Origin of the sequence: [Mycobacterium] manitobense, from assembly GCF_025821665.1 — a bacterium.
Classification (GTDB): Bacteria; Actinomycetota; Actinomycetes; order Mycobacteriales; family Mycobacteriaceae; genus Mycobacterium; species Mycobacterium arseniciresistens.
This window is the reverse complement of the sequence record NZ_JACKSJ010000254.1, coordinates 1-14,743: the sequence shown is the minus strand read 5'-3', so window position 1 is coordinate 14,743 and position 14,743 is coordinate 1. Positions and strand designations below refer to the sequence as shown.

The following is a 14,743-nucleotide window of genomic DNA, read 5'->3' as shown; positions in this document are numbered from 1 at the left end:
CTACGGCCACATCTCACTGTTGTTGGCCACTGCATCGGCGTAATTGGAACGCGCCGTGTCCACGACTTTCTGCAACTGCGTCAACGCCTCTTGCATCTGTTTGGCGCCTTCGGTCCACATCCGCTGGGCCTCAGCCTGAGCCTCCGACGCCTCCCCATGCCAGGTCGCCCGCAACGCGGCCATGGCCCGGTCGATGTCATCAAGGCACTCGGTGACTTCGTTCCCGAAGCTGGCCATGTGCATGGCGGCCGCTCTCAGCTGCCCGAGGTCCGCCACAAGCGGGGCACCGCCGCTACCCGGCACCGGAAGGCCTCGAGACACCCGCAGGGACAACGGCCGTCGGCGAGGACTGCGGCACGGCGTCTACCGGAGCGCTCGATGATGCACGAGCCGCAGGCCCGTCCGCACCGGCCGGCTGCTCGGTCGCTTCGTCGCCGTCGCGATCCTCGGTCTGTTCATCCGAGGACTCGCGCTCGTCATCCTGCTCTTCCGCGTCGTCCTTCTCATCGGCTTGTGCGGCCTGTTGCGCCAACGCCGTCACGGCCTGCGCGATCCCGGCGGCGGCCTGCGCCAGACCGGCGGCAAGCTGCCCCGTCGCCTGCCCGAGCGCCTGTCCGGCCTGCGCCGCCGGCTGCCCGAGGTTCATCATCTCGACCATCGCGCCGGTGCCACCCTGACTGCTCGGGGCGGCACCACCCGCGCTGTCGCCGGGACGCGCCGCCGCATCGGGCTCATTGGGGCTGCCACTCGGTGCCCCGCCGGTTGGTGCGCCGCCGGTCGGTTGGAACGACGAACCCACGGCTTCAGCAGCCTGCTGATCGGTCGCGGCGTACTGCGCACCCGCGGCCTTGAGCGACTCCGACATCGACTGGAGCCCGCGGACCACCTGGCCCGCGCCGTTGTGCCACTTGTCCCACTCGGCCGTGTAGGCCGTCGCGGCGCCGCCCTTCCAGCCTTTCGCCAACAGCTCGTCGACCGACAGGTCAACGGCCGACAGCCCGTCCTGCAGGCGCTGTCCGGCGTCCGCCAGCCGTGCGGCCGCCGAATCCAACTCCGAGACGACGACCTCTACCGATCCCCCCACCCGGCGAACCCCCAGTCACTAGACGGCCGGCTCCGATACGCCCGCCACAGCTTCCTCTCAGCTGCTACATGGCCGGATGAAAGCCTATCGACGGCCAGAGGGGGTCGAACGCACCAGTTACGCTCGCCGGTGGGCAGGAGCGGAGCGACCCGGGAGAAGTGAACAGCGTGCTCATCGCGATCGAGGGAGTGGACGGCGCGGGGAAGAACACGCTGACCACCGGGCTGCGGGCGTCGTTCGAGTCTTCCGGACGTTCGGTCGCCACCCTGGCCTTCCCGCGGTACCACCGGTCGGTCACCGCCGACCTCGCTGCCGAGGCCCTGCACGGTGCGCACGGCGACCTCGCCCAGTCGGTCCACGCGATGGCCGTGCTGTTCGCCCTCGACCGCGCCGACGCCCGCGACGAGATCGGGCACCTGAGCGCGGCCTACGACGTCGTCATCCTCGACCGGTACGTCGCCTCCAACGCCGCCTACAGCGCTGCCCGGCTCAGCCAGGGCGCCGACGGCGAGGTCGTGGAGTGGGTCCGCAGCCTCGAATACGACCGCCTCCGCCTGGTGGTGCCCGACTGGCAGCTGCTGCTCGACGTGCCGGTGGAACTGGCCGCCGCCCGCGCCGATCGGCGGGCCGAACAGGACGTCGCCCGCGCGAAGGACATCTACGAGCGCGACGGGGGGCTGCAGTCCCGCACCGCCGCGGTCTACCGGGAACTGGCGGCCCGCGACTGGAGCGGGCCGTGGCGCAGCGTCGGTCCTGACGTCGTCCCGGCACAGCTGGCAGCCGACCTGGGACGTTAGCCGACTCGCGGGTGCGCGCTAGCAGTGTTTTGTCGCGATCTGGTGACACCATGGACACCATGAGGCAAAGGATCCTGGTCGTCGATGACGACCCATCGCTGGCCGAAATGCTCACCATCGTCCTGCGCGGAGAAGGCTTCGACACCGCGGTGGTCGGTGACGGCACGCAGGCTCTCACCGCGGTCCGCGAGCTGCGGCCCGATCTCGTGCTGCTGGATCTCATGTTGCCCGGCATGAACGGCATCGACGTCTGCCGGGTCCTGCGCGCCGACTCCGGCGTGCCCATCGTCATGCTGACCGCCAAGACCGACACCGTCGACGTGGTGCTCGGGCTCGAGTCGGGCGCCGACGACTACGTGATGAAGCCGTTCAAGCCCAAGGAGCTCGTCGCCCGGGTGCGTGCCCGGTTGCGCCGCAACGACGACGAACCCGCGGAGCTGCTGTCCATCGCCGACGTCGACATCGACGTGCCTGCCCACAAGGTCACCAGGATGGGCGAACAGATCTCGCTGACGCCGCTGGAGTTCGACCTGCTGGTGGCGCTGGCACGCAAACCGCGCCAGGTGTTTACTCGAGATGTGCTGCTCGAACAGGTGTGGGGATACCGTCACCCCGCTGACACCCGTTTGGTGAACGTGCATGTCCAGCGGCTGCGGGCCAAGGTCGAGAAGGACCCGGAGAACCCGCAGGTGGTGTTGACCGTTCGAGGAGTGGGATACAAGGCCGGACCTCCGTGACCGTGGCCGCTCGGGCGGCGCCGTGATCTGGAGTTCGCGACGCCGCATCCACCGACGGTCGGCACCGCTGCTGCGCGGCCTCGGCACCCTGGGCCGCGCGCTCAGCCTGGCATGGCGCCGGTCGCTGCAGCTGCGAGTCGTCTCGCTCACGCTTGGGCTGTCGCTCGCGGTCATCCTCGTTCTGGGCTTCGTGCTCACCAGTCAGATCACCGACCGCATCCTCGAGGTGAAGGTCAAGGCCGCCACCGAGGAGATCGAGCGCGCCCGCAACACAGTCAGCGGCATCGTGGGCGGCGAGGAGAGCCGCTCGCTGGACAGCAGCCTGCAGTTGGCCCGCAACACCCTCATCGACCGCAAGGCCGAAGCGGGCGCCGGCCTCGGCGGTCCGTTCGACGCCGTGCTCGTGGTCCCGGGCGACGGGCCGCGCGCCGCGACCGCCGCCGGGCCGGTGCAGCAGGTGCCCGAGGCGCTGCGCGACTTCGTCCAGGCCGGTCAGGTCAGCTACCAGTACGCCACCGTCACCACCGAGGGCTTCTCCGGACCTGCGCTCATCGTCGGCAGCCCGACGTCGTCGCCGGTGACCAATCTGGAGCTGTACCTGATCTTCCCGCTGAGCAACGAGGAGAGCACCATCGCGCTGGTGCGCGGCACCATGGCCACCGGCGGCGTGGTGCTGCTCGGCCTGCTGGCGGCGATCGCCCTGCTGGTGGCCCGCCAGATCGTGCTGCCGGTGCGGTCGGCATCGCGGATCGCCGAACGGTTCGCCGAAGGCCATCTGACCGAGCGGATGCCGGTGCGCGGCGAGGACGACATGGCTCGGCTGGCGGTGTCCTTCAACGACATGGCCGAGAGCCTGTCGCGGCAGATCACCCAGCTCGAGGAGTTCGGCAACCTGCAGCGCCGCTTCACCTCCGACGTCAGCCACGAGCTGCGCACGCCCCTGACCACGGTGCGGATGGCCGCAGACCTGATCTACGACCACAGCGAGGATCTCGACCCGGCGCTGCGCCGCTCCACCGAACTCATGGTCAACGAGCTCGACCGGTTCGAGACGCTGCTCAACGACCTGCTCGAGATCTCCCGCCACGACGCCGGCGTCGCCGAGCTGTCGGTGGAGTCGGTCGATCTGCGCGACACCGTGCAGAGCGCGCTGGACAACGTCGGGCATCTCGCGCAGGACGCCGACGTCGAGCTCATCGTCGACGTGCCCGGCGAAGAGGTGATCGCCGAGGTGGATCCCCGCCGCGCGGAACGCATCCTGCGGAACCTGATCGCCAACGCCATCGACCACGCCGAGCGCAAGCCGGTGCGCATCCGGATGGCCGCCGACGAGGACACCGTCGCCGTCACGGTGCGCGACTACGGCGTCGGGCTGCGCCCCGGTGAGGAGAAGCTGGTGTTCAGCCGGTTCTGGCGGTCTGATCCGTCGCGGGTGCGCCGCTCGGGTGGCACCGGGCTGGGCCTGGCGATCAGCATCGAGGACGCCCGGCTGCACCAGGGCCGGCTGGAAGCGTGGGGCGAGCCAGGCAAGGGGGCCTGCTTCCGCCTGACGCTGCCGCTGGTCCGCGGCCACAAGGTGACGACGAGTCCGTTGCCGCTCAAGCCCACCCGGCCCGACCGGGCGCCGCGACGCGGTGCGGTGGAGCGCGAACCGGCGGGGGAGAGCGTGTGAGGCGGATCCTGACCGCGGCGTGGCTGATGCTGTTCGCGGTCGCCATCGCGGGATGTGCCGGGGTGCCGAGTTCGTCGGCGCCGCAGGCGATCGGGACGGTCGAGCGGCCGGCGCCGCCCAGCCTGCCCACACCGACACCCAACATGGATCCCGACGTGCTGCTGCGCGAGTTCCTGAAGGCCACCGCGGATCCGGCCAATCGGCACCTGGCGGCCCGGCAGTTCCTCACCGAGTCGGCGTCGCAGGACTGGGACGACGCCGGCAGCGCGCTGCTGATCGACCGGGTGGTGTTCGTCGAGACTCGCCGGCCCGACCGCGTCTCGGTCAGCATGCGCGCCGACATCCTCGGATCGCTATCGGACATGGGTGTTTTCGAGACCGCGGACGGCGCGCTGCCCGACCCCGGCCCCATCGAGTTGCTCAAGACCCCGGGCGGCTGGCGGATCGACAGGCTCCCCAACGGCGTGTTTTTGGACTGGCAGCAGTTCCAGGCGACCTACAAGCGCAGCACGCTCTACTTCGCCGACCCCACCGGCGCCACCGTGGTGCCGGACCCCCGCTATGTCGCGGTGTCCGATCCCGACCAGTTGGCCACCGAACTGATCTCCAAGCTGATCGCCGGACCCCGGCCGGAGATGGCGAACACCGTGCGCAATCTGCTCGGCGCACCGCTGAAGCTGCGAAGCCCGGTGACCCGCGCCGACGGCGGCAAGACCGGCATCGGCCGTGGCTACGGCGGCGCCCGGGTGGACCTGGAGAATCTGTCGACCACCGATCCGCACAGCAGGCAACTCCTTGCCGCACAGATCATCTGGACACTGTCGCGGGCCGGGATCAACGGCCCCTACGTGCTCAGCGCCGACGGCGCACCCCTGGACGACCGGTTCGCCGACGGCTGGGAGACCTCGGACGTGGCGGCCACCGATCCGGGCGCCTTCCCCGGTGCGGCGGCCGGGCTGCACGCACTGGTCAACGGCTCGCTGGTGTCGCTCGACGGCCAGCGGGCGCCACGGATCGCAGGCTCGTTCGGGCAGGCGCCCAACCAGGCCTCGGCCGCGGTGTCGCGCAGCGGACAGGACGCGGCGTCGGTGGTGGTGCTGCGTCCGGGCGCGCCGGACATGTTGTCCTCGTTGTGGATCGGACCGCTGGGAGGGGCGGCAGGCCAGGCGCTCGAGGCGCGGAGCCTGACGCGGCCGAGCTGGTCGCTGGACAACGCGGTGTGGGTGGTGGTCGACGGCAACAACGTGGTCCGCGTGATCCGGGACGCTTCGGGCCAGCCTGCCCGCATCCCCGTCGACGTGGCGCCGGTGGCCACGAAGTTCCCCGGCCCGATCAGCGAGCTGCAGCTCTCCCGCGACGGGACGCGCGCGGCGATGGTGATCGAGGGTCAGGTGATCCTGGCCGGCGTGGAGCAGACCCCCACCGGCCAGTTCCTGCTGAACTACCCGCGTCGCCTCGGCTTCGGCCTCGGCAACACCGTGGTCTCCCTGTCCTGGCGCACCGGTGACGACATCGTCGTCAGCCGGCGCGATCCGCAGCACCCGGTCTCGTACGTGAACCTCGACGGCGTCAACTCCGACGGACCGAGCCGCAACCTGCTGATGCCGGTCACCACCGTGGCCGCCAACCCCTCCACGGTGTACGTCTCCGACCAGCGCGGGGTGCTGCAACTCTCGAGCGCTGCCGAGGGCGACCCGGCATGGTCGGAGGTGCGGCCGTTGATGAACGCCGGCGCCATCCCGGTGCTGCCCGGCTGATCTGCCGTTGAACCCTTCTCGTCCCTGTCCCGTTGAGCACAGCGAATGTGTCGCTCAACGGCGGCACCGGCGTACGGAAGGGTCAACAGATGAAGGTGACGGGTCCTGTCGCGACCTTGGGGGCGGTTGCCGCTCTGGGCGCAGGGTTGCTTTTGGTCAACGTGTCGAAGGAGGAGCCGCCCGCACCTCCGGCCTCGGCGTCGGTCACCGCGTCGGTCGCGGCCCCGTCCGCGCCGGCATCGCCGCCACCCGCGCCACCCCGTCGGGCGTTCCCTGCCAACGCTGACTATGCCGGCGAGATCCCAACCCGCAGTGGTGTTCTCACCCTCGACATCACGGTGGACGGCCCGAAGGCGGTCGCCTATGCGTGCGACGTCAACACGATCGAGACGTGGCTCGAGGGCAGCGCCACCGACGGGACGGTGACGCTGTCGAACAAGGACCGCACGAGCCGCCTGGAGGGTCGCCTCGAAGGGTCCGCCGTGGTGGGCACGTTGCGGATCGGCGAGAAGACGTGGGAATTCACCGCGACCCGGGTGGGAGGCGCCGCCGATGAGTACTGAGACGCGAATCGGCGCCCCTGGCACGGGCAGGTCGTCGGGTGGCGTGCCCGTGCTGATCGCCGTCGCAGTCGGCGCGCTGGTCGCAGTGGCACTCGGTGTCTTCGGCAGAACGCATCAGCCGCAATTCTTCTCGGTCAACATCGCGGGCTTCTCCAGCGGGACGGCGGTGAAGTCCTGGCTGGCGACCCTGGCGGTACTCCTCGGGGTGTTCCAGCTCGGATCGGCGTTCGCGATGTACCGGTTGATTCCCGGCGGGCGGGCGCCGTCGTGGATCGCTGCGGCGCATGTCTGGTCAGGACGGCTGGCGGTACTGGCCAGCGTCCCCGTCGCCGTGCACTGCCTGTACGCCCTCGGATTCCAGTCGTCGGACAGCAGGGTCCTCCTGCACTCGCTGTTCGGTTGCCTCTTCTATGGCGTATTCGTGACGAAGATGCTGTTGCTCACCCGCAAGGGCCTCCCCGGGTGGATCATCCCTATCGTCGGCGGATTGGTGTTCTTCGGGCTCGTCTACGTGTGGCTCACCTCGGCGCTGTGGTTCTTCCAGACCACCGGCGTGACGTTCTGAACGGAAGGTCTCGACAGATGTTCCTCCACGACATCCTGATGTCTCGCCAGAAGCTCATCGCCGCTGCCGGACTCGGTGCGGCGGCCACCGTGCTCAGTGCGTGTGCGACATACGGCAAGGAGCCCACGCCGGGCGGGGCACCGGCCCCAAACCCCGAGACGGACGCCCCAGGTGCGCCGCCGACCGTGCAGGGCATCGCGAACACTGCCGACATACCGGTCGGATCCGGCCTGATCGTGGACGGCGTCGTGGTGACGCAGCCGTCCGAAGGGGTGTTCGCGGGGTTCTCCGCGGTGTGTACCCATGCGGGGTGCACCGTGTCCGAGGTCGTCGACGGCACCATCGTCTGCCCCTGTCACGGAAGCAGATTCAACCTGGACGGGTCGGTCGCGAACGGCCCCGCCTCTCGGCCGTTGGACACCAGAGCGGTCTCCGTCCGGGGTGACTCGATCGTCCTCGGCTGACCGTGTGCCCGGTGTCGCGCTGAATCGCCGAGCGCCGGTGTTCGGGCGGGGGGCCGCGAAACAGCCCGGTTCGGGCGTCGACTTGCTTGACTGGCACGACGCCACGTCTCACGCCGCCGGACCTCGGTGGTGACCCGTTCGACGCGGGCGGGCGTCACGAAGGAGTGGGAATGCGGGACAGGCGAATGGCTCTTCTGGTGGCGCTCGGCGTCGCCGCGACCGCGCTCGTGGGGTGTGGTTCGGGCGATGACGGTGGCGACGACGCCGGCAGCAGCAGTGCTCCGGCCGACGGCGCCGGCCAGGACCCGAAGGACATGACGATGGTCAACGTCGTCAAGATCAAGGGCATCCTGTGGTTCGACCGCATGGCCGAGGGCGACGCGAGCTTCGCCGCGCGCACCGGCGTGCAGACCCGCCAGGAGGGTGCCGACGACACCAGCCCGGAGAAGCAGGTCCAGATCATCGCCGACCTGATTCCGCAGAACCCCACGGCCATCACCGTGGTGCCCAACTCACCCGAGGCGCTCCACGCGGTGCTCGGGCAGGCCCGCGGGCAGGGCATCAAGGTGGTCTCGCACGAGGCCACCGGTATCCAGAACGTCGACATCGACATCGAGGCGTTCGACAACGCCGCCTTCGGTGAGAGGATCATGCAGAACCTCGCCCAATGTATGGGTGAGCGAGGCGAATACGTCCAGTTCGTCGGCGAGCCGACGGCGAAGACACACATGCAGTGGGTCGATGCCGCGCGCGATCTGCAGGTTGCCGAGTTCCCTGACATGGCGCGGGTGGGAGACCCGATCGAGAGTGCCGACGACGAGCAGATCGCCTACGACAAGGCCAAACAGTTGCTGGCGCAGAATCCGGACATCAAGGGCTTCCAGGGCTCGGCGGCCAACGACGTGCCCGGCATCGCCAGGGCCGTCCGGGAAGCCGGTCGGCAGAACCAGATCTGCGTGATGGGGACCTCGGTTCCGTCCTCGGCCGCCGAGCAGCTCGCCGACGGTTCCATCGACAAGATCTTCTTCTGGGACCCTGCCCTCGCCGGGGAGGCGCAGCTGCAGATCGCCCTGATGCTGGCACAGGGCCGGCCGATCGAGGCGGGCACCGATCTCGGGATACCCGGGTACGAGTCGCTGACCAAGATGAACGGCTACGACAACGTCTACGTCGGTGACGCGTCCTTGGAGGCCGACGCGAAAACCGTTTCGCAGTACAACTTCTGACGGACGGGGCGGCGCGGACGACGCCGTCAGGACGAGCTGATGCCGGGGATCCGCCCCTCGCGGAACGCCTCGACGAAATGGCGGTGATCGTCGCGCACCACCGCGCCGTACTCGAGGCCGAACGACACCAGGTCGTCGACGAACTCGTCGAGGTGGTCACCGATGACCGCGTCGATGGCCTCCTCGGTCTGGAAGTCGACCAGCGACTGGTCGCTGTCGGTGTCACCCACGCAGTGCACCTTGGCCACCGCCCGGCCCAACTGTTCGACGACCTCGCCCAGCTCATCGGGTTCGGTCAGCTCACTCCAGTCGAGATCGGCTTCGTACGGCGACAATTCACTGACCACGAATCCCTTCCCGTCGAGGTCGGTGTAGCCGAGCAGCGGGTCGGCATGGGCCTGCAGCGCGCGCTGCGACACCGCGGTGCGGTGCCCGTGATGGATGAAGTAGTCGTGCACCCGGCTGTCGGTGAGGACACGGCTCGGCGCGGCGACGTTGCCCTGCTTGACCGAGAGCACGGCATCGTTGTCGAGCGCCTGGTTGAAGCCTTCGATCAGCACGGTGTACGTCGGCAGCCCCGCACTGCCGATGCCGTGACCGCTCTTCCCGACCACGTCCTTGATGTCGTACGTGATGCCCTGGAACCGCTTGGTGCGCGGGATCGTCTGCAGATAGCGGTCGAAAGCCGACTCGATCTTGGCGCGCTCACCGTCGTCCAGGCGGCGCACCCCGGCAGTCTCGCGGAACTGCCGGTCCCACTTGTCGACGCGGGTGATGCGGTCGAGCATCTCGGAGCGCGTCGAGAGGCGGGCGCTCTGCAAGGTGTAGAGCACGGCGCCGCGAGCGGTGGTCAGGTTCAGCGAGAAGCTCGAGTCGTCGTCCTCGTCGAGGAACCATTTGATCTGGTCGGCGTAGGCACGGGCGAAGGTGTCGATCAGTTTGGAGATCTCCTCGTCCGAGAGCGCCTTCTGCCAGCACATCAGCGCGACGCTGGCCGCGAACCGCTTCAGGTCCCAGGTGAAGTGCCCGACGTAGGCCTCGTCGAAGTCGTTGACGTCGAAGATCAACACACCGGACCCGTCCATGTACGTGCCGAAGTTCTCGGCGTGCAGGTCGCCCTGGATCCACACCCGGCTGGTGCGCTCATCGGCCCACCTGTCGTCGCGGGCGGCGACGTCGGCGTAGAACAGGCAGGCGCTGCCGCGGTAGAACGCGAACGGTTCGGCGGCCATCTTCCGGAACTTCGTGCGAAAGGCGTCCGGGTCGGCGTCCATGAGTTCCTTGAACGCCTTCACGAGGCAGTCGACGATGAACGACTCACGTTCGTCTTGCGGCATGGTCCCAGTACAGCGCGTGCGGAACCCGGGCGTGCGGTTGTCGGTGAACTGCCCGGCAGCCGGGGCTGTCGGTCCCGGGCGCGACACTGCCCTCATGCTCGACCTGGTGCTTCCGCTGGAGTGCGGTGGCTGCGGTGCACCGTCCACCCGCTGGTGCGCGCGGTGCGCGGTCGACCTGCGGGTGCCACCCGATGCCCCGCATGTGATCACCCCGCGGGTGGACCCGGGCGTGCCGGTGTTCGCGCTCGGCCGTTACGTCGGCGCCCGCCGGCACGCCGTCGTCGCCGTCAAGGAGCGCGGCCGCGCCGACCTCGTCGCGCCGCTGGGTCGTGCGTTGTCGACAGGTCTCGGGCAGCTGCTGCGGTGGGGCATCGTCGAGGCGCCGGTCACCGTCGTCCCCGCACCGACCCGCCGGACGGCCGCACGCCGCCGTGGCGGTGACCCGGTCACCCGGATCGGGCAGATCGCGGTCGCCGGACGTCCCGGTGTCGACCTCGTCCGGGCGCTGCGACTCACAGCGTGGACCCGGGACTCGGTCGGGCTGTCCGGATCCGACCGGGCGCGCAACATCGCCGGCCGGGTGCGGCTGCTGCGGCCCGTCACCGGAGCCGTGGTCCTCGTCGACGACATCGTGACCACGGGCGCCACGGCCGCCGAGTCGACCCGCGTGCTGCAGGAGGCGGGCGCCCACGTGCTCGCCGTGCTCGCGCTGGCGCACGCCTGACGGGCGGGCCGGATCACCCCTGGGTCAACCCCGCGTGAAGAACTGAAAACACGTCCGCGAAATCACTGGCACGACCGGGTGAACAACGACTACCGTCGCAAACAACCACCCGTGAACACCTTCACGGCGGCGCTCAGCAGTCAGCGCCACTTCGCCGCACCACGGTAGGAGGTGAGTAGTCGACACCTTGCGCCGCTGGTCGCGGAAGAAATCTCTGCAATCCCCTCTCCTGCGGCGCGAATCGTGACCCACCCGGCACGCACTGCGTGCGACGCGCGAGAGAAACGAGTTGCCAAGTATGTCAATTCAATCCGTGGAATCAGACCGAACGATGGTGGTCGAGGAGGACCAGCCGGCCCCAGAGCCGAAGGCGGACGTCAACCTCACCGGCCGCAACGTTGAGATCCCCGATCACTTCCGCGTCTACGTCGCCGAGAAACTCGAGCGACTGGAGCGATTCGACCGCAGCATCTACCTCTTCGACGTCGAACTCGACCACGAGAAGAACCGCCGCCAGCGAAAGAACTGCCAGCACGTGGAGATCACCGCCCGCGGCCGTGGGCCAGTGGTGCGCGGTGAGGCGTGCGCGGACAGCTTCTACGCCGCCTTCGAAGGCGCCGTGAGCAAGCTCGAGAACCGGCTGCGCCGCAGCAAGGACCGCCGCAAGATCCACTACGGAGACAAGCGCCCGGTGTCGGTGGCCGAGGCCACCGCGCTCGCCGCCGCCATGGACCCGCCCCAGTCCGCCGCCGAACCGGTGTCCGACGGCGCCCCGGTCGACGATCACGAACCCGGCCGCATCGTGCGCACCAAGGAACACCCCGCCAAACCCATGACCGTCGACGACGCGCTCTACGAGATGGAGCTCGTCGGCCACGACTTCTTCCTGTTCCACGACAAGGACAGCGACCGCGCGTGCGTCGTCTACCGCAGGCACGCCTACGACTACGGTTTGATCCGGCTGGCCTGACCCGGCTCGGCCTGAGCCGCCGCGGCCTGATCGCCGGGAACCCCGTGACGCCGACGGTGTCGCGGGGCTCTCGGCGTTGTTTCGGAGTCCAACACGTCGCGGAGGGCCGAGCTCTCAGTCGCGACCTCTACCATGGACTCCGTCTGATACGTCAACCCACAGGGGAAATCCGTGCTCGATAAGTTGCTCCGTCTCGGTGAAGGCCGCATGGTCAAGCGCCTGAAGAAGGTGGCCGACTATGTCAACACCTTGTCCGACGACGTCGAGAAGCTGTCTGACGCCGAGCTGCGGGCCAAGACCGACGAGTTCAGGAAGCGCATCGCCGACGGCGAGGACCTCGACGACCTGCTGCCCGAGGCGTTCGCCGTGGCCCGCGAGGCGGCGTGGCGGGTGCTCAGCCAGCGGCACTTCGACGTGCAGGTGATGGGTGGCGCCGCGCTGCACTTCGGCAACGTCGCCGAGATGAAGACCGGTGAGGGCAAGACGCTGACCTGTGTGCTGCCCGCCTACCTCAACGCGCTGTCCGGCAAGGGCGTGCACGTCGTCACGGTGAACGACTACCTGGCCAAACGCGACGCCGAGTGGATGGGCCGGGTGCACCGCTTCCTGGGGCTCGACGTCGGCGTCATCCTTTCCGGGCTCACCCCTGATGAACGCAGGGCGGCGTATTCCGCCGACATCACCTACGGCACCAACAACGAATTCGGCTTCGACTACCTGCGCGACAACATGGCCCACTCGCTCGAGGACCTGGTGCAGCGTGGTCACAACTTCGCCGTGGTCGACGAGGTCGACTCCATCCTGATCGACGAGGCCCGCACGCCGCTGATCATCTCCGGCCCGGCCGACGGCGCCTCGAACTGGTACCCGGAGTTCGCCCGCCTGGTCCCGCTGATGGAGAAGGACGTCCACTACGAGGTCGACCTGCGCAAGCGCACCGTGGGCGTGCACGAGCTCGGGGTGGAGTTCGTCGAGGACCAGCTCGGTATCGAGAACCTCTACGAGGCCGCCAACTCGCCGCTGGTCAGCTACCTCAACAACGCGCTGAAGGCCAAGGAGCTGTTCCAGCGCGACAAGGACTACATCGTCCGCAACGGCGAGGTGCTCATCGTCGACGAGTTCACCGGCCGCGTCCTGCTCGGCCGTCGCTACAACGAGGGCATGCACCAGGCGATCGAGGCCAAGGAGCACGTCGAGATCAAGGCCGAGAACCAGACGCTGGCCACCATCACGCTGCAGAACTACTTCCGGCTCTACGACAAGCTCTCCGGCATGACCGGCACCGCCCAGACCGAGGCCGCCGAGCTGCACGAGATCTACAAGTTGGGCGTGGTCTCGATCCCGACGAACCGGTCGATGGTCCGCCAGGACCAGTCGGATCTGATCTACAAGACCGAAGAGGCGAAGTACATCGCCGTCGTCGACGACGTCTCCGAGCGTTACGAGAAGGGCCAGCCGGTCCTGATCGGCACCACCAGCGTCGAGCGCTCCGAGTACCTGTCGCGCCAGTTCACCAAGCGCAAAATCCCGCACAACGTGCTCAACGCCAAGTACCACGAGCAGGAGGCCGGCATCATCGCCGAGGCCGGCCGGCTCGGCGCGATCACCGTGGCCACCAACATGGCCGGTCGCGGCACCGACATCGTGCTCGGCGGCAACGTCGACTTCCTCGCCGACAAGCGGCTGCGTGAACAGGGTCTCGACCCGGTCGAGACGCCCGACGAGTACGAAGCGGCGTGGGAGGCGACGCTGCAGCAGGTCAAGGAAGAGCACGTCGAAGAGTCCAAGGACGTCATCGAAGTCGGCGGGCTGTACGTGCTGGGCACCGAGCGCCACGAGTCGCGCCGCATCGACAACCAGCTGCGCGGCCGCTCCGGCCGTCAGGGCGACCCGGGCGAGTCCCGGTTCTACCTGTCACTGGGAGACGAGCTGATGCGGCGGTTCAACGGTGAGACGCTGGAGGCGCTGCTCAACCGGCTCAACCTGCCCGACGACGTACCGATCGAGGCCAAGATGGTCAGCCGCGCCATCAAGAGCGCCCAGACGCAGGTGGAGCAGCAGAACTTCGAGGTCCGCAAGAACGTCCTCAAGTACGACGAGGTGATGAACCAGCAGCGCAAGGTCATCTACCGGGAACGTCGCCTCATCCTGGAGGGCGAGAACCTGCAGGACCAGGCCCACCAGATGCTCGTCGACGTCATCACCGCCTACGTCGACGGCGCGACCGCCGAGGGCTACGCCGAGGACTGGGACCTGGAGAAGCTGTGGGAGGCGCTCAAGACGCTGTACCCGGTCGGGATCGACCACCACGACCTGGTCGACTCCGACGCTGTCGGTGAGCCCGGCGAGCTGACCCGTGAAGAGCTGCTCGACGCGCTCGTGGCCGACGCCGAACGCGCCTACGCCGAGCGGGAGAAACAACTCGAGGAGATGGCCGGCGAAGGCGCGATGCGTCAGCTGGAGCGCAACGTGCTGCTCAATGTCATCGACCGCAAGTGGCGCGAACACCTCTACGAGATGGACTACCTGCGCGAGGGCATCGGCCTGCGCGCGATGGCCCAGCGCGACCCGGTGGTCGAGTACCAGCGCGAGGGCTACGACATGTTCAAGGGCATGCTCGACGCGCTGAAGGAGGAGTCGGTCGGCTTCCTGTTCAACGTCACCGTCGAGGCCGCCCCCGCGCCCGCCGTCGCACCGGTGGCGGCGCCGAGCGGTCTGGCCGACTTCGCCAAGGCTGCCGCGGCCCAGGCGCAGGAGCGCGGCGCAGGCGAGGGCGGCGTGGCCACCAAGGAGCGGCCGCCCGCACCGGCGTTGCGCGCCAAGGGGATCGACAACGACGCGCCTCCG

At 68.8% G+C, this 14,743-nt stretch carries 14 protein-coding genes; 11 read left to right on the top strand and 3 right to left on the bottom strand.

Annotated features, from left to right (window positions below):
• On the bottom strand, positions 1-276 hold the full coding sequence (locus H7I41_RS28125) for a WXG100 family type VII secretion target (protein ID WP_264015937.1): 276 nt from the start codon (positions 274-276) through the stop codon (positions 1-3).
• Between the two features lie 16 nt (positions 277-292).
• Entirely contained in the window at positions 293-1,084 is a 792-nt protein-coding gene (locus tag H7I41_RS28120; protein WP_264015936.1) for a WXG100 family type VII secretion target, read from the bottom strand.
• A 167-nt stretch (positions 1,085-1,251) separates the two neighbouring features.
• Between H7I41_RS28120 and H7I41_RS28115 the strand changes: the two genes are divergently transcribed.
• The 8 genes from H7I41_RS28115 (at position 1,252) to H7I41_RS28080 (ending at position 8,865) form a co-directional block, all read left to right on the top strand.
• Positions 1,252-1,881, top strand: coding sequence for a dTMP kinase (locus tag H7I41_RS28115; RefSeq protein WP_264015935.1), 630 nt, complete (start codon positions 1,252-1,254; stop codon positions 1,879-1,881).
• Between the two features lie 50 nt (positions 1,882-1,931).
• Positions 1,932-2,618 (top strand): two-component system response regulator MtrA, encoded by a 687-nt coding sequence (gene mtrA / locus H7I41_RS28110; protein WP_264015934.1) that lies wholly within the window; start codon positions 1,932-1,934, stop codon positions 2,616-2,618.
• A gap of 22 nt (positions 2,619-2,640) precedes the next feature.
• Positions 2,641-4,290: an MtrAB system histidine kinase MtrB gene (gene mtrB, locus H7I41_RS28105; RefSeq protein ID WP_264015933.1), complete on the top strand. Its 1,650-nt coding sequence runs from the start codon at positions 2,641-2,643 to the stop codon at positions 4,288-4,290.
• Between the two features lie 5 nt (positions 4,291-4,295).
• Positions 4,296-6,047, top strand: coding sequence for an MtrAB system accessory lipoprotein LpqB (gene lpqB, locus H7I41_RS28100; protein WP_372503819.1), 1,752 nt, complete (start codon positions 4,296-4,298; stop codon positions 6,045-6,047).
• A gap of 32 nt (positions 6,048-6,079) precedes the next feature.
• Positions 6,080-6,610 (top strand): hypothetical protein, encoded by a 531-nt coding sequence (locus tag H7I41_RS28095; protein ID WP_264015931.1) that lies wholly within the window; start codon positions 6,080-6,082, stop codon positions 6,608-6,610.
• Complete coding sequence (locus H7I41_RS28090; RefSeq protein WP_264015930.1) at positions 6,600-7,175, top strand: DUF6529 family protein; 576 nt, start codon at positions 6,600-6,602, stop codon at positions 7,173-7,175. The genes H7I41_RS28095 and H7I41_RS28090 overlap by 11 nt, the downstream gene beginning before the upstream one ends.
• Before the next feature lie 17 nt (positions 7,176-7,192).
• Positions 7,193-7,639, top strand: coding sequence for a QcrA and Rieske domain-containing protein (locus tag H7I41_RS28085; RefSeq protein WP_264015929.1), 447 nt, complete (start codon positions 7,193-7,195; stop codon positions 7,637-7,639).
• Between the two features lie 170 nt (positions 7,640-7,809).
• The gene (locus tag H7I41_RS28080; RefSeq protein ID WP_264015928.1) at positions 7,810-8,865 is read left to right on the top strand and encodes a substrate-binding domain-containing protein; all 1,056 of its coding nucleotides are present in this window, start codon (positions 7,810-7,812) and stop codon (positions 8,863-8,865) included.
• Between the two features lie 26 nt (positions 8,866-8,891).
• Here H7I41_RS28080 and H7I41_RS28075 read toward each other — a convergent pair whose 3' ends face one another.
• Positions 8,892-10,202 (bottom strand): DUF2252 domain-containing protein, encoded by a 1,311-nt coding sequence (locus H7I41_RS28075; RefSeq protein WP_264015927.1) that lies wholly within the window; start codon positions 10,200-10,202, stop codon positions 8,892-8,894.
• A gap of 94 nt (positions 10,203-10,296) precedes the next feature.
• On the opposite strand from H7I41_RS28075, the gene H7I41_RS28070 reads away from it, so the two are divergent.
• From H7I41_RS28070 to secA, 3 genes are all read left to right on the top strand, one after another.
• Entirely contained in the window at positions 10,297-10,926 is a 630-nt protein-coding gene (locus tag H7I41_RS28070; RefSeq protein ID WP_264015926.1) for a ComF family protein, read from the top strand.
• Between the two features lie 298 nt (positions 10,927-11,224).
• On the top strand, positions 11,225-11,896 hold the full coding sequence (hpf, locus tag H7I41_RS28065) for a ribosome hibernation-promoting factor, HPF/YfiA family (protein WP_302471839.1): 672 nt from the start codon (positions 11,225-11,227) through the stop codon (positions 11,894-11,896).
• Between the two features lie 171 nt (positions 11,897-12,067).
• On the top strand, positions 12,068-14,743 hold a 2,676-nt coding region (secA, locus tag H7I41_RS28060), incomplete at its 3' end, for a preprotein translocase subunit SecA (protein WP_264015925.1).